The sequence below is a fragment of the Jejuia pallidilutea genome (assembly GCF_002973595.1).
In the GTDB taxonomy this organism is placed as follows: Bacteria; Bacteroidota; Bacteroidia; order Flavobacteriales; family Flavobacteriaceae; genus Jejuia; species Jejuia pallidilutea.
The window spans coordinates 16,269-34,749 of record NZ_PVEO01000013.1; the positions used below are offsets into that span (position 1 = coordinate 16,269).

15 protein-coding genes are annotated in these 18,481 nt (G+C 33.3%); 11 read left to right on the plus strand and 4 right to left on the minus strand.

All coding sequences use genetic code 11. From position 1 onward, the window contains the following. Window positions 1-2: 2 nt before the first annotated feature. Together accC and CLV33_RS15970 are read left to right on the plus strand one after the other, a co-directional pair. Window positions 3-1,445: an acetyl-CoA carboxylase biotin carboxylase subunit gene (gene accC, locus CLV33_RS15965; protein ID WP_105474718.1), complete on the plus strand. Its 1,443-nt coding sequence runs from the start codon at window positions 3-5 to the stop codon at window positions 1,443-1,445. 5 nt (window positions 1,446-1,450) lie between these two features. After that, a complete protein-coding gene (locus CLV33_RS15970; protein WP_105474719.1) occupies window positions 1,451-3,001 on the plus strand; it encodes an acyl-CoA carboxylase subunit beta in 1,551 nt (516 codons plus the stop codon). 309 nt (window positions 3,002-3,310) lie between these two features. Here the strand turns inward: CLV33_RS15970 and CLV33_RS15975 are convergent, their stop codons facing one another. Further along, window positions 3,311-4,870, minus strand: coding sequence for a helix-turn-helix domain-containing protein (locus tag CLV33_RS15975; RefSeq protein WP_105474720.1), 1,560 nt, complete (start codon window positions 4,868-4,870; stop codon window positions 3,311-3,313). A 405-nt stretch (window positions 4,871-5,275) separates the two neighbouring features. Between CLV33_RS15975 and CLV33_RS15980 the strand changes: the two genes are divergently transcribed. Continuing rightward, a complete protein-coding gene (locus tag CLV33_RS15980) occupies window positions 5,276-6,481 on the plus strand; it encodes a multidrug effflux MFS transporter (protein ID WP_105474721.1) in 1,206 nt (401 codons plus the stop codon). 1 nt (window position 6,482) lies between these two features. Here CLV33_RS15980 and CLV33_RS15985 read toward each other — a convergent pair whose 3' ends face one another. Beyond that, on the minus strand, window positions 6,483-7,001 hold the full coding sequence (locus CLV33_RS15985) for a DinB family protein (protein ID WP_105474722.1): 519 nt from the start codon (window positions 6,999-7,001) through the stop codon (window positions 6,483-6,485). A 140-nt stretch (window positions 7,002-7,141) separates the two neighbouring features. Between CLV33_RS15985 and CLV33_RS15990 the strand changes: the two genes are divergently transcribed. The 5 genes from CLV33_RS15990 (at window position 7,142) to CLV33_RS16010 (ending at window position 12,438) form a co-directional block, all read left to right on the plus strand. Then, on the plus strand, window positions 7,142-7,756 hold the full coding sequence (locus tag CLV33_RS15990) for a fumarylacetoacetate hydrolase family protein (RefSeq protein ID WP_105474723.1): 615 nt from the start codon (window positions 7,142-7,144) through the stop codon (window positions 7,754-7,756). A 21-nt stretch (window positions 7,757-7,777) separates the two neighbouring features. Then, on the plus strand, window positions 7,778-9,697 hold the full coding sequence (locus tag CLV33_RS15995) for a DUF294 nucleotidyltransferase-like domain-containing protein (RefSeq protein WP_105474724.1): 1,920 nt from the start codon (window positions 7,778-7,780) through the stop codon (window positions 9,695-9,697). Next, complete coding sequence (locus CLV33_RS16000; protein WP_105474725.1) at window positions 9,698-10,363, plus strand: 3'-5' exonuclease; 666 nt, start codon at window positions 9,698-9,700, stop codon at window positions 10,361-10,363. It abuts the gene before it with no gap. Window positions 10,364-10,998: 635 nt separating this feature from the next. After that, a complete protein-coding gene (locus CLV33_RS16005; protein ID WP_105474726.1) occupies window positions 10,999-11,784 on the plus strand; it encodes a carbonic anhydrase in 786 nt (261 codons plus the stop codon). A 6-nt stretch (window positions 11,785-11,790) separates the two neighbouring features. After that, entirely contained in the window at window positions 11,791-12,438 is a 648-nt protein-coding gene (locus CLV33_RS16010; RefSeq protein ID WP_105474727.1) for an HAD family hydrolase, read from the plus strand. Here CLV33_RS16010 and CLV33_RS16015 read toward each other — a convergent pair. After that, complete coding sequence (locus CLV33_RS16015; protein WP_105474728.1) at window positions 12,433-13,386, minus strand: phosphoribosylaminoimidazolesuccinocarboxamide synthase; 954 nt, start codon at window positions 13,384-13,386, stop codon at window positions 12,433-12,435. The two genes, CLV33_RS16010 and CLV33_RS16015, sit on opposite strands and share 6 nt — an antisense overlap. 233 nt (window positions 13,387-13,619) lie before the next feature. Continuing rightward, window positions 13,620-14,573, minus strand: a complete 954-nt coding sequence (locus CLV33_RS16020; RefSeq protein ID WP_042249565.1) for a PhoH family protein — start codon at window positions 14,571-14,573, stop codon at window positions 13,620-13,622. A 157-nt stretch (window positions 14,574-14,730) separates the two neighbouring features. On the opposite strand from CLV33_RS16020, the gene CLV33_RS16025 reads away from it, so the two are divergent. The 3 genes from CLV33_RS16025 (at window position 14,731) to gldG (ending at window position 18,438) form a co-directional block, all read left to right on the plus strand. Next, the gene (locus CLV33_RS16025; protein ID WP_105474729.1) at window positions 14,731-15,597 is read left to right on the plus strand and encodes an SAM hydrolase/SAM-dependent halogenase family protein; all 867 of its coding nucleotides are present in this window, start codon (window positions 14,731-14,733) and stop codon (window positions 15,595-15,597) included. A 12-nt stretch (window positions 15,598-15,609) separates the two neighbouring features. Beyond that, window positions 15,610-15,906, plus strand: coding sequence for a putative quinol monooxygenase (locus tag CLV33_RS16030; protein WP_105474730.1), 297 nt, complete (start codon window positions 15,610-15,612; stop codon window positions 15,904-15,906). 147 nt (window positions 15,907-16,053) lie between these two features. Beyond that, window positions 16,054-18,438, plus strand: a complete 2,385-nt coding sequence (gene gldG / locus CLV33_RS16035) for a gliding motility-associated ABC transporter substrate-binding protein GldG (protein WP_105474731.1) — start codon at window positions 16,054-16,056, stop codon at window positions 18,436-18,438. The last annotated feature ends 43 nt before the right edge of the window (window positions 18,439-18,481 follow it).

Sequence of the window (18,481 nt, forward strand, 5' to 3'; positions counted from 1 at the left end):
TTATGAATAAAATTCTTGTTGCCAATAGAGGTGAAATTGCTATTAGGGTAATGAAAACCGCAAAAAAAATGGGCATTAAAACTGTAGCTGTATATTCTACCGTTGATAGAAATGCACCACATGTAAAATTTGCAGATGAAGCCGTTTGTATTGGCGCACCTCCTTCTAACCAATCGTATTTAAAAGCCAATAAAATTATTGAAGTAGCAAAACATCTAAATGTAGACGGCATTCATCCTGGATATGGCTTTTTAAGCGAAAATGCAGATTTTGCAGAGTTATGCGAAAAAAACAACATTGTTTTTATTGGTCCTCGTTCTAAAGCCATAAAAATAATGGGAAGCAAACTAGCTGCAAAAGAAGCTGTTAAAGCCTATAATATCCCTATGGTTCCTGGCATAGACGAAGCCATTACAGATGTTGAAAAAGCTAAAGACATTGCTAAAGAAATTGGTTTTCCTATTTTAATAAAAGCTTCGGCTGGCGGCGGCGGAAAAGGCATGCGCATTGTTGAAAACGAAAAAGATTTAAAGTCTCAAATGAATAGGGCCATTAGCGAAGCAACCTCAGCTTTTGGAGATGGCTCAGTATTTATAGAAAAATATGTGAGTTCCCCTCGCCATATCGAAATTCAAATCATGGCCGATAGCCACGGTACTATTCTTCATTTTTTTGAGCGAGAATGTAGTATTCAACGCCGCCACCAAAAAGTAGTAGAAGAAGCGCCTTCATCAGTATTAACTCCTGAATTACGCGAAAAAATGGGACAAGCTGCCATAAAAGTAGCTAAGTCTTGTGATTATCTAGGCGCTGGAACCGTAGAGTTTTTGTTGGATGCTGATCACAACTTCTATTTTCTGGAAATGAATACGCGCCTGCAGGTAGAGCATCCTGTAACCGAAATTATATCGGGTGTAGACTTGGTAGAGCTTCAAATTAAAGTAGCTCGTGGAGAACAACTAAACATAGAACAAAACAATTTAAAAATTAACGGTCACGCTATAGAACTTAGGGTATATGCTGAAGATCCGCTAAACGATTTTCTTCCTAGTGTAGGTCATTTAGATGTTTATAAATTACCTGAAGGCAAAGGTATACGAGTTGATAATGGTTACGAAGAAGGTATGGATATCCCAATTTACTACGATCCAATGCTCTCCAAACTTATTACTTACGGAAAAACACGAGAAGAAGCCATTATGTTAATGAAACAGGCTATTGATAATTATAAGGTAAAAGGCGTACAAACCACATTACCTTTCGGAAAGTACGTTTGCGAACATGAAGCGTTTACCTCTGGAAACTTCGATACTCATTTTGTTAAAAACTATTATGCACCCGAAATACTACAAAAAAACACCCAAAACGAAGCTAAAATTGCTGCTTTGGTAGCTGTAAATCAATATTTAAAAGACCAAAAGACATTGAGATTACCCACCAACTAAAGATTATGGACTCTAAACAAGATAAAATAGATAAACTTAACGAACGTATTGCGCTTTCTAAGCTTGGAGGCGGACAAAAACGTATAGACAAGCAACACGCAAATAAAAAACTAACCGCCAGAGAGCGCGTAGACTATCTTCTAGACGAAGGGTCTTTTGAAGAAATTGGCGCTTTTGTAACACATAGAACTAAAGATTTTGGTATGGAAGACCAAATTATTTATGGGGATGGTGTAGTTACAGGTTATGGCACCATAGATGGAAGACTCGTTTATGTTTATGCGCAAGATTTTACTGTATTTGGTGGCTCTTTATCTGAAACTCATGCAGAAAAAATTTGTAAAATAATGGACATGGCCGTAAAAGTAGGTGCCCCTATAATAGGACTTAACGATTCTGGCGGTGCGCGTATTCAAGAAGGTGTACGCTCTCTTGGTGGTTATGCCGATATATTTTTTAGGAATGTGCAAGCCTCTGGAGTTGTACCACAAATTTCGGCTGTAATGGGACCCTGTGCAGGTGGAGCCGTGTACTCTCCTGCAATGACCGATTTTATTATTATGGTTGAAGAAACAAGCTATATGTTTGTTACAGGACCAAACGTTGTAAAAACCGTAACCAATGAAGAGGTAACCAGCGAAGAGTTGGGTGGGGCGCATACACATGCATCAAAATCTGGTGTGGCACATAAAACTTCAAGTAATGATGTAGAGTGCTTAAACGACATTAAAACACTAATTAGTTATTTACCACAAAATAATAAAGAAATACCCCAACCTCTAAACTATGACATGAAGGATGAAGTTAGAGAGGTTTTAAACAACATAGTACCAGACAACCCCAACAAACCTTACGATATGCACGAGGTTATTTCTGGTATTATAGATGACGATTCTTTTTATGAAATACATAAAGAATATGCCGAAAGTATTATTGTTGGTTTTGCAAGATTAGGAGGCAAAAGTATTGGTATTGTTGCAAACCAACCAATGTCCTTTGCAGGTGTTTTAGGGGTAAGAAGTTCTAGAAAGGCTGCACGCTTTACACGTTTTTGCGATTGTTTTAATATTCCATTGCTTGTACTTGTTGATGTACCTGGATTTTTACCAGGAACAGACCAAGAATGGAATGGTATAATAATTCATGGTGCTAAATTACTGTATGCGTTAAGTGAAGCTACCGTACCCAGAATTACTGTAATAACACGAAAAGCTTATGGTGGCGCTTATGATGTTATGAACTCTAAACATATTGGTGCAGATTATAATTTTGCATGGCCAGGAGCAGAAATAGCCGTAATGGGAGCTAAAGGGGCAAGCGAAATAATTTTTAGACGTGAAATAGCCGCTGCCGAAAATCCAGAAGAAAAACTGGCCGAAAAGGAAGCTGAATATGCCAAAAAGTTCGCAAATCCTTATCGTGCCGCTAAACGCGGTTTTATAGACGAGGTTATACTTCCCGAAAATACACGAAGAAAACTATTAAAAGCTTTTGCTACATTAGAAAATAAAGATGTTGTTAAACCAAAGCGTAAACACGGAAACATTCCTCTTTAAAATAATACATACAGAAAAAGGAGCCTAAATTTTAGACTCCTTTTAATTGTAATCAATAAACTTTTTCAAGTAAGAATAAGTTTAAAAAATTAATTGTAACATCTTTCTGTTATGTAATGAAAACGGATATTAATAGCCAACCAACCCTTGTATATTAAATCCTGTTTAATTTTTTCCCTAATAGAAACAGGAAAGACTGTTACGCACAATTAATTTAATTGATAATAGCAAAGCACAAATATGAAAAAACTTAGGTGTTAAGCATAATTTTTTACTACGCATTACGTACTCACTTTAAAATATAGCATATTAATTGTCATGAATTGTACTATGCAAGGTATCTTTAAAGGTTTTATGCAAATGTTCTACTAAGGTAGTTCGTTCTTTATCAAAATTTATTTTTTTAGAAATTCTATAACGTTTACTCTCTACCGATCTTATAGATGTATTCAAGAATACCGATATTTCTTTGTTATTAAATCCTATAAGAATGTAATAACATATAATAACCTCCGATTTATTTAACTGCGGATATGTCTCGTCTATTTTTCTAAAAAAATCAATATTTAATTCATTAATCAACTCTAGATGGCTTTCACTTTTATCTAAAATAGTAGAAGAGTTAATATGTAGATTTGTATAAAGTTCTTTAATTCTGGATTTTTGTTCCTCCAAACACTTTGTTGTTGCTATATCTTTAACTTCTTTCTTAAGGTTTTTTATATAGGCCTCTAAACCATGTACTTTTACTGTAAGCTGCTCGTTATTAGATTTTAAATATGATAGTCCTTTGGTTTTATCTTCTACTTTCTTTAAGTGAACGCGTTGTTTTACGTAAAAAAAGTAATAGATTAAACTTACTAAAACAATAAAACCCAATAACCAGAATACTATTTTTAATATAGATGCTTTTTGGTTTTTTTGTTCAATTAATTCAGATTCAGCATTTAACAAATCATTGTTAACATCAAAACTCGCACCTAAATTATCAACAAAAAGGTTGTTTCCATACATTACCAAAGAATCTATATAAGCTTTAGACATTTCAATATTATTTGAATGTTTATGTGCACGTGCCGATAACTCATAATAATCCTGAAGTGCATCTCCAACCATGTATTTTGTGTTTTTGGATGCATTTGTTAAATAATAAAACGTAGAATCTATTTGTGTTTTTTCAAAATATATTTCAGCAAAAAACAAATCTATTGAAGCCATAAAAGATTTATAATTGTAAAGCAAAATAGTCTTATTGTTTTTTAGCTTTTTTAATCTTTTTAAATATTTGTGTGCCTCTTGTAGGTTTTTAAGCTGTAAATAGTTAGATGCCAACATGTAGTTAGCGAACATATAATAGTAGCCAACCTCATCTTTAATACTACGGTAGTAATTTAACCTATTTAATAAAATAGCATTGCTTTCCTTAAATTTACCGTCAAGCGACTTGTAATAGGATTGCATTGTTTCAATTTGTAAAACTGCATATTTATCTTCCTCGCATTTTTCTAAATACATTTTGGCTTTGTCTAAATATTTAGTGTCGGCTGTATCTGCTGCAATTAAATATTTATCGGTATGTAAATCTAAACTAGCTTGCCCCGCAATACAATAGTTATCTTCCTCTACTGCGTATTTTAGTGCAAGAATATTGCTTTGTTGAAATTTAGTATACTCATTATGCTCATCATGAATAAGAGCTTTTACTGAGTAATATTCAGCTATTCGGCCTTTTATATTTTCTTCTAAAGGTTTTGGAATACTATCTAGAAACTGTAATGTTTTTTGGGAATTGATATCAACGGTAACATTCGCAGAATCTAAAAAGCGATAATAATCGCCTTCTCCTTGTCCATAACAAGAAGAGGACACTAGTGAGAGAAATAAAAGTACCCTAACTATTTTGAGAGAAAAATTGTTCTTAGGTGCTGCCAATTGTAAAGGCTATTGTTAATATGCTAATAGTACAAAAATAGAAAAATCATCGTAAATAGATAATTAAACACTCAGAAATTATAAAAAATATCTTACAACAAACACAATGCAGTGATTACTAACCTACTAGCTTATGCGAAATATGCTTAATCTATTTGAGTAGGTATATACAATATAAAAAGCTACATAAGTTTGAATGTGCCTACTACTACAGAATAATGGTTTAGCAATCAACACCTTGATAGGTATAAAATTAGTAACCATCAAGTTTAACAATAATAAGATTGTGTTATAAAATGAGAAATAAAGTATATAGCTTAGGAAATAATATACTTTTGCTGCATGCAAAAAGAAAACCAATTTAATTTTGAATTTGTAGCTTTAATGGCATCCCTAATGTCTATTGTAGCATTATCAATCGATGCCTTACTACCTGCCCTTCCTGATATTGGGGAACACCTTAACGTTACTAATACAAAAGACAACCAGCTCTTCATTACCATGATTTTTTTAGGTATAGGTTTTGGGCAGTTATTATTTGGCCCACTATCAGACAGTTTTGGCAGAAAACCTATTGTTTATGTTGGTTTTGCACTGTTTATAATTGCTAGTGTAATTTGTGTAAACACTAAAAGTTTTGAAATAATGGTTATAGGTCGTGTATTGCAAGGTGTTGGCTTATCTTCTCCCAGAAGTATCGCATTATCTATGATAAGAGACTTATTTAGTGGCGATTATATGGCCAAAGTTATGTCTATAATTGTAATGTTTTTTATTCTTGTACCTATTGTTGCGCCAACACTGGGGCAATGGTTAATGCATCTGTTTAATTGGCAATCTATATTTTATTTCAATTTGTTATTTGGTGTTTTAATTATGGTTTGGTTCTGGCTACGACAACCAGAAACTCTACCTAAGGAAAAACGTATAAAGTTTTCTTCTCATTTATTTTTTGATGGCCTAAAGGAATTTATTAAACACAAGGAAGCTGTGGCCTTTACATTTGTTTCTGGTTTTATAACGGGCTCTTTTATGGTATATTTAAGCACCTCGCAACAAATTTTTCAAGAGCAATATAATCTAGCGGAGTTATTTCCCTATATTTTTGCAAGTTTAGCCATTTCTGTAGGTTTGGCAACTTATTTAAATAGTAGGTTAGTTGAAAGATTTGGCATGTGGCGTATGGCATTTACAGCTGCTATTGCATATTCTGTTGTTTCTATAGTTTATGTGCTTGTATTTTTCTCTGGTAACAATCCAAATATTTTTGTGTTACTAAGTTTTTTTGCATTACAGTTTTTTGCTGTAGGCTTCCTTTTTGGGAATTTAAGAGCCATAGCAATGCAACCGTTAGGCCATATCGCAGGTATTGGTGCAGCAATAAATGGTTTTGTAAGTACGGTATTGGCGGTGCCTATTGCAAATTATATTGGTAATTTTGTATCTACTTCGGTATTACCTCTATTTATTGGATTTTCTATATTCGGACTTCTATCAGTATCTGTTTTTATAATAATGAGAAAAAAAGTTAAAACAGTGGAAGCATAATTTACAAATAGCGCTCTTTTATAATATCTATGTGCCATAAATAATGTCCTAAATTTATAAACGCCAGTGCGCGCGGCGATATTGGAGCATTACTTGCGGTACCTATAAATTCTAAGTCGGTTTCTTTTAATGTTTTTAGTAATACCATAAAACTGTCTCGGGTAGTTGTAAATTCTTCCAGAAGAAGCGTTATAGACTTGGAGTTAGCATTACTGGTCATTATATAATCATCTTGATTAAATCCAACCAAAGCACTATTATCCTTACGCCCTAAACGAAAACAACGGTACAGAAATATACGTTCTGTATCAATTAGATGCTGAAACACTTCCTTAATAGTCCATTTTCCTTCGGCATAGGCAAAATTTTGTTTTTCAATAGGAATAGACCTAAAGAACTGCAATACTTCATCTTTTCCTGTTTTAAAACCTTCATGTAAACTAATGGAGTCTGGAACTTTTTCTAGATATGTATTATAATAGTCGTGATACTCATTTTTGGTAATTACATGTCTTTTCATTCAGCTTAAATGTTGTAAATTCTAGTTTTCAATATCTAAAGTAAAACAAAAAAACGCTTAAATAAAATTTAACAGCTTCACCATGCTCTTTTAAAGAATTTTTATACTTTAATGGCTAATAATTTTAATACACAAACCCAATGAAAATAATAGGTATCGGTAAAAATTACGTTAACGAGACATCTGAAATAGATGCTATTAAAACTGGAAATCAGTTAATTTTTACAAAACCAGACAGTTCTTTAGTTACAGGAAACAAAGATGTGCCTTATCCAAAAATAACTAACGAGATTGCTTACGAAGTAGAACTCGTTGCCAAAATAGGTAAAACAGCCAAGGATATAGCTGTTACAGATGCGCCTTCCTATATAAGCGAAATAGCCATAGGAATAGATTATACAGCAAAAGATGTACTCGCAAAAAGCAGAGAAAACAAAGGGCCGTGGGCTTTAGCTAAAGGATTTGATGGTGCCTCCCCTATTTCTAGTTTTAAACCAATAACAGCGTTTTCAGATTTAAATGATATTAATTTCGATTTAAAAATTAATGGTGAACAAAAACAGAAAGGGCATACTGCTTTAATGATTTATAGTTTTGCTGAAATTATAGCTTATGTATCTACCTTTATGACACTTAACGAAGGCGACTTAATTTTTACAGGAACCCCAGCATCTGGTACCGGATTAATTTACAAAGGCGACCACTTACAGGCTTCAATTGAAGGCGAATTACTCTTAGATTTTAAAATGATATAAGCGTACCTTGTTGCTAAATCTATGAAAAACTCTATTGCAGACCGAGTTGTGTACTTTTTAAGTGGTTACCCGCCATTTAATATGCTTAATGAAAAGAGTTTACACAAAATAGCAGCTCAGGTACAAATTATATATTTAGAAAAAGGCGATGCTGTATTTGAAAAAGGTGATGCCTACCATAATGATTTTTACATAGTTAGAGATGGTGCTATATATCTATACCATACTAACGAAAACGACAAAAACATTATTGGCATAAATGATACAGGCGATATTTTTGGTTTAAGGGCATTAATTACCAAAGAAAATTACAAATTGTCTGCCGTAGCAAACGAAGAGTCCATAGTTTACGCAATACCTATTGAGGTTTTTGAGTCTGTTACAAACAATATTGTAAAAATAAATAAATATCTTATTACATCTTTTGCAAGTAACGCTTACGACCCTTATACTGCGGAGGAATACAATGAAATTTTTGTAGATTATATACCCAATAAATCTAGCGATATAGCTAATTTTCAAACAGCACATTTTACCACAAAGCCCATTACATGCAAACCTTCTAAAACTCTACAATATGCAGCAAATAAAATGTGCAAGCACGATATTAGCTGTATTATTGTAGTAGATGAAAATAAGCACCCTATTGGTATTATTTCTAACAATGATATTAAAAATAAAATTGCTACAGGCCTGTACCCTATTACAACAAAAGTGAGCAATATTATGTCGGCTCCTGTTATTACCGATAAAGAAAATATTACTGTTGCCAACGCACAATTAAAAATGATACAACACAGTGTAAGCCATATATGCATTACAAAAGATGGCACACCAAACTCTAAACTTACAGGTATATTAACACACCACGATATTTTAGTAACACAAGGCAACAACCCTTCTGTAATATTAAAAGACGTTAGACGCGCAAAACGCACACGCTATTTAAGAATAGCTAGATTAAAAGCAAACACACTTTTAAAAAGTTATTTAGAGCAAAACATACCTTTAACTCATATTCTAAAAGTTATTTCTTCTATAAATGATGCTGTTACAGAACGTGCTATCTATCTTTCTATTAAAAAGATGAAAACACCACCTCCTGTTGCTTTTTCATGGATTTCCATAGGAAGCCAAGGCAGGCAAGAACAATTATTATTCACAGACCAAGACAATGCACTTATTTTTGAAGATGTACCAAAACACAATTACAATACAGTAAAAACGTACTTTATTGAACTTTCTAAACATGTTACAAAAACCTTAAATATAATTGGGTTTGAGTACTGTAAAGCAGATATGATGGCTAGCAACCCTGAATGGTGTAAATCTATATCTGAATGGAAAACACAATTTAGCAATTGGATTTTAAACCCCGATGAAAAGAGCATTCTCTTATCTTCTATATTCTTTGATTACAACCATATTTACGGAGATAAAACGCTAGTAGATAGACTTACCGATAATATATTTGAAACCGTAGGAGACTCATCACGGTTTTACAGTATTCTTGCAAATGATGCCATGAAAAGCCCGCCGCCACTTGGTTTTTTTAAACAATTTTTGGTAGAACAAAATGGAGAGCATAAAGATCTTTTTAACATAAAAAGTAGAGCGTTAATGCCTTTAATTGATGCTGCACGAGTGTTGGTTTTAAGCAAAAAAATAAAAAACGTAAACAGTACCTACCAGCGGTTTGAGAAATTAGCAGAGTTGGAAGAAAACAATAAAGAACTATTCTTATCGTGTTCTTATGCGTTTAAAGCCTTGTTAAAATTTAAAACCAAACAAGGGATATTGCACGAAAACTCTGGAAAATTTATAGAGTTAAGCACACTAACAAAAGAAGAACAATTAAAACTAAAACGTTGCTTTAAACCTATTAAAGAAATTCAAGAGTCCCTTAAATTACGTTTTAATACGTCTAATAGTATTTTGTAAATGATTCCTAAATGGTTAAATAAAAAAAAGAAGGAGGTGCCCGAATTTTGGAATACCTACTTGGAGTATTTTAAAAACACCCATAAAACACCTATTTCTAGTACTAAATTTATTGCTTTTGATACCGAGACCACTGGTTTTGATATAGATAGAGACCGTGTATTATCTATTGGCGCTGTTACACTTAAAAATAATAGAATTGCCGTAAATAGTAATTTTGAAGTGTATATAAACCAAGAAATATTTAAACCAGAAACCGTTAAAATTCATGGTTTATTAAAAAAAGGAAACCTAAAAAAAATTTCAGAATTAGAGGCCATTGAATCTTTTTTAGATTATATAAAAAACAATGTTTTAATAGCACATCATGCTAGGTTTGATTTTAATATGATAAACAGCATGCTACTACGTAATGGCCTTGGTGAACTTAAAAATGAATTTATAGACACTGCTGTTTTATTTAAAAAATCAAAACATATCATCTATCAAGACAATTTAAAAAACTACTCACTAGATGAGCTTGCAAAAGAGTTGAACGTACCTGTGGTAGACAGACACACAGCTAATGGCGATGCTTTAATTACGGCTATAGTATTTTTAAAAACCTTGTCGCGTTTAAAAACAAAAAATCAAAACTTAGAGTGGGATTATTTATTAAAAACATAAATATTACGATGTTAACCATAATTTAAGAAATGACCACAGAATTTAAAACAGAAATAGTAAAAACAAAGGAAACCAATAAAATTTTTGTGGTTGTATTTGGGTTTTATATTTGGTTTCAACGTTTTATGTTTTCCTTTACGACAAAGAAAATCAAAATGCATATCTAAAACATATAGCTCTTGCTGTTTATATATCAGGTATTTATTTTCTATTTGGACAATCTTTTATAAAACTAAAAAATTGGATATCTAAAAATTTCAACTAATAAATTTGAATTTAACAACAGAAGTTCAAAAAATGATTTAAAGACAATTATGAATAGCCCAGAATATTGTGAAAAGTTTGATTTTATTAAAAAAACAAACTCTCGAACTAAATTCTAAACTTAAACCGTAATAAAAATTAAAAAACAGCTAGCTTATCTCATTTTGCCATAATACGCATTAAAAAAAGTCACTTATTACAGATATTCTCTTAAATAATCTATACCCGTAAAACCACGAAAACGTAATAGTTAATAATTTATACTTTTTTTTATCAAAACCTGATAAATGTAAGGTTTTGTAAAACCCAAACCAACTAATTTTAGCTCCTTAAATAATCATTTAATTAATAACGCCTTTAATTGAGTAACAATGAATACTAAAGTTAGTATGCTGTTAAGCATCATTCTATTAATTGTTGTGTCTTGTAACGACACAAAAAAAACAGCTCATGCCAATAATAACCACGAAGAAGCGCATTGGAGCTATTCAGGTGAAACGTCTCCCGAACATTGGGCAGAGATAGAAAAAAACTCTGATTGCAACGGCAATCACCAATCCCCCATCAACATTATCCATAAAGATGTAGATTCGGTACAAATAACTAACGATTTAAAAATATTATATACACCTACAACTTTAATTAGCGAAGTTGAGAATAACGGACATTCCGTACAGTTTGATTTTGAGGCTGGAGATTCCATTAACTACAAAAACGAAACCTACTACTTAAAACAAATACATTTTCACGAACCCTCCGAACATAAAATTAATGGTATTATTTACCCATTAGAGATGCATTTGGTGCATGTAAGTAAAGCTGGTAAAATAACCGTTCTTGGTGTTTTAGGTGAAGAAGGTGAAGAAAGTCAGCTTTTTGAATTCTTTGAAAGCTTTTTACCAATTAAAGAAGGTGAAACTAAGGACATTCATCAAAAAATTGATCTGTCCAGCTTATTTTTAGAAGATAAACATTATTACACTTATGGAGGTTCTTTAACAACGCCGCCTTGTAGCGAAGGTGTTAACTGGGTTGTATTTAAAGAACCTATAGTATTATCAGTTGAAGAGGTTTTAAAACTAAGAAACAACATGCCAATCAACAATTATAGAAACGAACAACCCATTAACGAACGTGTGGTAAATTATAATTATTAATACTTAATGATGTATAAAGCTGTAATTTTTGATTTAGATGGCACCTTAGTAAACTCCATACAAGATCTCGGAGATGCCATGAACACAGTATTGAAAAACCGAAATTACCCAATACACAACTACAATACCTATAAATTATTAGTAGGTAGTGGCATTAGAACTTTAGTTCATAGAGCGCTTCCTGACGCAAACCCTAATGAAAGTGAAGTAGATGACAGTCTCTCAGAAATGATGGGAGTTTACAGTAACATTTGCACCACTAAAACTCGACCATATGATGGCGTTTTAGAATTATTGGATGCCCTAAATTCTAGAAATCTAAAATTGAATATCCTTTCTAATAAAGATGAGATTTTAACAAAACGCGTAGCAGATACAATATTACCCAAATATTTCCATCAAGTTTTAGGGTTAACAATTGAGGCACTAAAAAAACCTAACCCTGAAAAGGCACTGAATATTTGTGATAGTTTTGGTATAAAGCCAGAAGAAGTCATATTCGTAGGCGACACAAACATTGATATACAAACCGCAAAAAACGCCAACATGCTAGCTGTTGGCGTTAGTTGGGGCTTTAGAGACACCCAAGAACTTATAGAACAAGGCGCTGATTGTATTTTAAATACACCCTTAGATTTACTTAAAGCTTTATAATTGTTTTAAATACGCCAAAACATTGTCTTCTATACGTTTTTGAATATTAGAAACATCGCCTTTTACAAAAGTTTCGCCTGTAATATTTTCATAAAGTTCTATATAACGTTCGGAAACGCTTTCAATATAGTCATCGCTCATAAACGGAACGGTTTGCCCTTCTAAACCTTGAAAGTTGTTTGATATTAACCATTGGCGAACAAACTCTTTGCTTAATTGCTTTTGCGCTTCGCCTTTATCTTGACGCTCTTGGTAACCATCGGCATAAAAATAGCGTGAGGAATCTGGGGTGTGTATTTCGTCTATCAACACGATTTTACCATCTTTGGTTTTTCCGAATTCGTATTTGGTATCTACAAGAATTAACCCACGAGATGCCGCAATTTCCGATCCTCTTTTAAATAACTTACGGGTATAATCTTCAAGAACAGTATAGTCTTCTTCTGAAACAATACCGCGTTTTAATATATCGTCTCTTGAAATATCTTCGTCGTGATCGCCCATTTCTGCTTTGGTTGCGGGTGTAATAATGGGTTCTGGAAAGGCATCGTTTTCTTTCATACCTTCTGGCATGGGCACACCACATAGCATACGTTTTCCTGCTTTGTATTCGCGTGCTGCATGTCCAGACATATAGCCACGAATTACCATTTCTACTTTAAATGGATTGCATAAGTGGCCTACGGCTACGTTAGGATCTGGTGTGGCGGTTAACCAGTTGGGTACCAAATCTGCTGTTGCAGCCATCATTTTGGTTGCTATTTGATTTAATATTTGCCCTTTGTATGGGATGCCCTTTGGCATTACCACATCGAAAGCCGAAAGGCGATCGGTTGCAATCATTACCAGTTGCTCATCGTTAATGTTATAAACTTCCCTTACCTTGCCTTTGTAAACTGATTTTTGATTTGGAAACTTAAAATTGGTATCTATTATTGTATTACTCATGCTATTCGTTTTATGAGTTAATTTGTTTGTTGTTTAAAGTTGAAACAGCAGCTGGCAAACACCTTAGCCCCGATTGAAACGGCATCCTTTTTTGAGGCACGAGAAAAAGATATAGTGGAAAGCGGGAAATAGCTCCTTAAAAAATTATTATTGTGTTTAAACATATGTTGTAGGCTTATGTATTTTTAAGTTGCCAATGTTATTGCTAACCGCAGCTGTACACTGCCAACTTACTAATCTCTGTTCTCTATGCTTTTGTAGGCTTCTATAACTTTTTTAACTAATTTATGACGAATTACATCTTTATCGTCTAAAAATATGATACCTACACCCTCTACGTTCTTTAAAATTAGCAAGGCTTCTTTTAAGCCAGAAATTGTGCGACGGGGTAAATCTATTTGTCCTGGGTCGCCGGTTAATAAAAATTTTGCGTGTTTACCCATACGGGTTAAAAACATTTTCATTTGTGCATGCGTGGTGTTTTGTGCTTCGTCTAAAATTACAAATGCATTATCTAAGGTGCGCCCACGCATAAAGGCCAATGGTGCAATTTGTATGGTGCCTTTCTCTATATAATTTGCTAATTTTTCGGGAGCAATCATATCACGCAAAGCATCGTATAAGGGTTGCATGTAGGGGTCTAGTTTTTCCTGCAAATCGCCCGGTAAAAAGCCTAGGTTCTCCCCTGCCTCTACTGCTGGGCGTGTTAATATAATACGCTTAACCTCTTTATTTTTTAGAGCTTGTACCGCTAGTGCAACACCTGTATAGGTTTTACCTGTTCCTGCTGGCCCAATGGCAAATACCATATCGTTTTTTTGCATGCTCTCTACCAATTTACGTTGGTTGGCAGTTTGGGCTTTTATAAGTTTTCCGCCTACGCCATGAACAATGGTTTCCCCGCTTTGTTTTGAGGTGGTGTATTCGTCGCTACTTTGGCTTGTTAATACACGTTCTATGGTGTTTTCGTCTAGTTTGTTGTATTTTCCAAAGTGCTTTAAAAGCATGGTAATACGCCTGTCGAATTCTTCTAGCAATTCTTCATCACCAAAGGCTTTAACCTTATTGCCGCGTGCTACTATTTTTAATTTTGGAAAATACTTTTTAAGAAGTTCTATATTTGCATTTTGAGCTCCAAAAAACTCTTTTGGGCTAATTTCTTCAAGTTCAATAATAATTTCGTTCAAAAGCGTTTATTTAATATAAGTTTTGGTTAAAAACATTAATTGAAATAATGTTCACTGAGATGAAATGATTTATTAGTTTTGTACATCACACTCCCTCAAATCAAAAATACATAATTTTAGAGGAGCTACCGTTAAAAACATATCAACAATTTTGCCCATGGCAATTATAACATTAACAACCGATTTTGGCAATAAAGACCACTTTACTGGCGCAACAAAAGGCGCTATTTATAGCGAGCTTCCTGATGTAAATATTGTTGATATCTCGCATAATGTATCGCCCTTTAATATTCCTGAGGCAGCTTACATTATTCAAAATGCCTACAGCAGTTTTCCAAAAGGCACCATTCATATTATTGGTATAGATGCAGAGTTAAATGTAGAAAATAAGCATATTGCAATGCTATTGGATGGCCATTATTTTATCTGTGCCAACAATGGTATAATGAGTATGATATGTTCTGAAATTGCCCCGGAAAAAATTGTAGAAATTAATATTCATGATAAAATACAAACCAGCTTTCCTGTACTGGATGTGTTTGTAAAAGTAGCATGCCATATTGCTCGCGGGGGCACCTTAGAGGTTATTGGAAAAGCTATAAATAGTATTAAGCCCATTAACAATTTAAAACCTACGGTAAATGACGATAAAACTAAAATTATTGGTAGGGTTATCTATATAGATACTTACGGTAACGTGGTTACAAATGTGAGAAAACAATTTTTTGAAAACATACAAAAAGGACGCAATTTTGAAATTACTGCCAGACAATACAAGTTTAAAACCATTTACAAAAAATATAGTGATGTTGTAAATTTTGATATTCCGAAGGAAAAGCGACAAGATGAAGGTAAAGGTTTGGTTGTTTTTAATTCCGGAGGGTTTTTAGAAATCGCCATGTACAAAAGCGATTCTAAAAAACACGGAAGCGCAGCAACACTTATGGGGTTACAGGTTAGAGATACCATTGGTATAGATTTTATAACCGTACCTGCCATATCGCAAAAAGAAGATATTTTTTAAAGAAAAACATGTATGCTTGTACGAATTGTAAAAATGAGTTTTGAAACCAATAATATTAAAACATTCTTAAGTATTTTTGAAAGCAGTAAAACACACATTAGAGGGTTTAAAGGTTGTAAGTTTTTAGAATTGTATAGAGATAAAAATAACCCTAATATATTTTTCACTTACAGCTATTGGGATTCTGAAGATGATTTAGAAAATTATCGACATTCTGAATTGTTTAAAGGTGTATGGGCCAAAACCAAAGCGCTTTTTAATGCAAAACCCGAAGCTTGGAGCGTAGATAAATTGGAAACTTTAAATTAATACTTGAAGATTAAAGTTAATATTGACGAGTGAAAATTAATGAATAACGATTTTTAAATAAACAGTGACCAGTAACCAGTAAACGGTAAACAGTAAACAGTAACCAGTAACCAGTAACCAGTAACCAGTAACCAGTAACAAAAATACATGCTAGCATTACTTAAAAAAGAAATTAATACATTTTTTGCATCACCTATAGGGTATTTAGTTATTGCTATTTTTTTAGTGTTAAACGGACTTTTCCTTTGGGTTTTTAAAGGAGAATTTAATATCCTGGATTATGGGTTTGCCGATTTATCTGCATTTTTTTTATTAGCACCCTGGATTTTATTATTCCTCATTCCTGCTGTAACAATGCGCAGTTTTTCAGATGAAAAAAAACAAGGTACTTTAGAATTGTTACTCACCAAACCAATCTCGCATCTCAATATTATTTTAGGTAAATATTTTGGCGCATTTGTACTTATAGCAATAGCCTTATTGCCAACCTTGTTATATGTATACACGGTTTACCAATTAGGGAACCCAATTGGTAACATAGATTTTGGCAGTACCTTTGGTTCCTATTTTGGGCTTATTTTTTTAGCAGGTGCCTATACTGCCATAGGTATATTCTGCTCTACTTTATCTAATAACCAAATAGTTGCTTTTATAATTTCGGTATTTATTTGCTTTATGTTTTACATTGGTTTTGAGGGTATTACAGCGTTTACCTCAAGTACTATTGTAGAGCAATTTGGTATGAATTACCATTACAAAAGCATGAGTCGCGGTGTCATCGATACACGAGATATTATTTACTTTTTAAGTGTTATTGTATTTTTTATCCTTTTAACAAAATTGGGTATTAAAACTGGAAAAGCCAACCAAAAAGATATAATAAAAATAGCAATTATTTTTAGCGTTATTTTAGTTTTAAATACCATTTCTAATTATGCTTACAAGCGTTTTGATGTAACTAAAGACCAACGTTATACGCTAAGTAATTCTGCTAAGGAAATTGCAACAAAAGCTAACTCACCATTAATTGTTGATGTGTTTTTGAAGGGGGAAGATTTTCCTTCAGAATTTAGACGTTTACAAACCGAAACACGTCAGCTTCTCGAAGAATTTTCAAACGTTAACCATAATATAGTTTTTCAATTCATCAACCCTCTTGAAAACGAAGCCAACAGGCAACAAACCATACAAGTATTAACTCAACGCGGATTAACGCCAATGCAATTGGAGGTTCGAGAAAACGGTAAAGCCTCACAAGAGGTTATTTTCCCCTGGGCTTTGGCAAGTTATAATGAGCAAACTGTTATAATTCCACTAGTAAAAACTAAAATTGGAGCATCGCAACAAGAACTGGTAAGCAATTCTGTTCAACATTTAGAATATGCATTTGCTGATGGATTCAAGAAGTTAGTAACGCCAAAATCTAAAAAAATTGCGGTTTTAAAAGGCAACGCGCAACTAGAAGATAAATACATAGCAGATATTGCCAAAACCTTAGGTGAATATTACTTTATCGCCCCTTTTACTCTAGATAGTGTTGCCAATAACCCACAAAAAACACTGCAAGATTTACTTAGTTATCATCTTATAATTTCTGCAAAACCTACAGAAGCTTTTACTGAAAACGAAAAATTTGTACTAGACCAGCACACCATGCATGGAGGGAAAAGTTTATGGTTAATAGATGCGGTTGCTATGGAAAAGGACAGTTTATATAACGAAGCTGGGAAGAACTATGCGGTAGGCAGAGACTTAAATGTTACAGACTTATTTTTTAATTACGGGTTCCGTATTAATCCCGTAATGGTAGCGACACCCTACTCCGCCCCTATTACCCTAGCTATTGGCGATGGTAGCGAATCGCAATTTCAGCATTTAAATTGGCCATATTCTCCCTTAGCAACGGCTACACAAAACCATCCTATTACCAACAACATCAATTTGGTGAGGTTTGATTTTGCAAACCCTATAGACACACTTAAAAATACCGTTAAAAAAACCATTCTTTTAGAAACAGCACCTATATCCAGATTAGAAGGTACGCCACGTGAGATAAGTTTAGACTTGGTAACACAACCTATAAATCCTAAAGATTTTAAAACTGAAAAGCAAACACTTGCGGTATTACTAGAAGGTGAGTTTAAATCGGCTTTTGCTAATCGTATAAAGCCTTTTAAAACAAACAATACTAAAGATAAGAGTGCTGCTACTAAAATGATTGTAATTGCCGATGGCGATGTTGTTAAAAATGATGTGGTACGCAACAGACCACAAGAATTAGGTTTTGACCGCTGGACAGGAAAACAATATGGCAACAAAGAATTTTTATTAAATGCAGTAAATTACCTTCTTGACGATAACGGACTTATAAACATTAGAACCAAAGAAATAGACGTTGCATTTTTAAATCAAGAAAAAATCGCTAGAGAAAAAACGCTTTGGCAACTCCTAAACATTGGATTACCAATAGCTTTACTCGCTATTTTTGGTTTTACATTCAACTACCTTAGAAAGAAAAAATACGCCGCGTAACTGTTAATAAGTTTGTTTCGAAAAAACATAGGTTTAGAATATA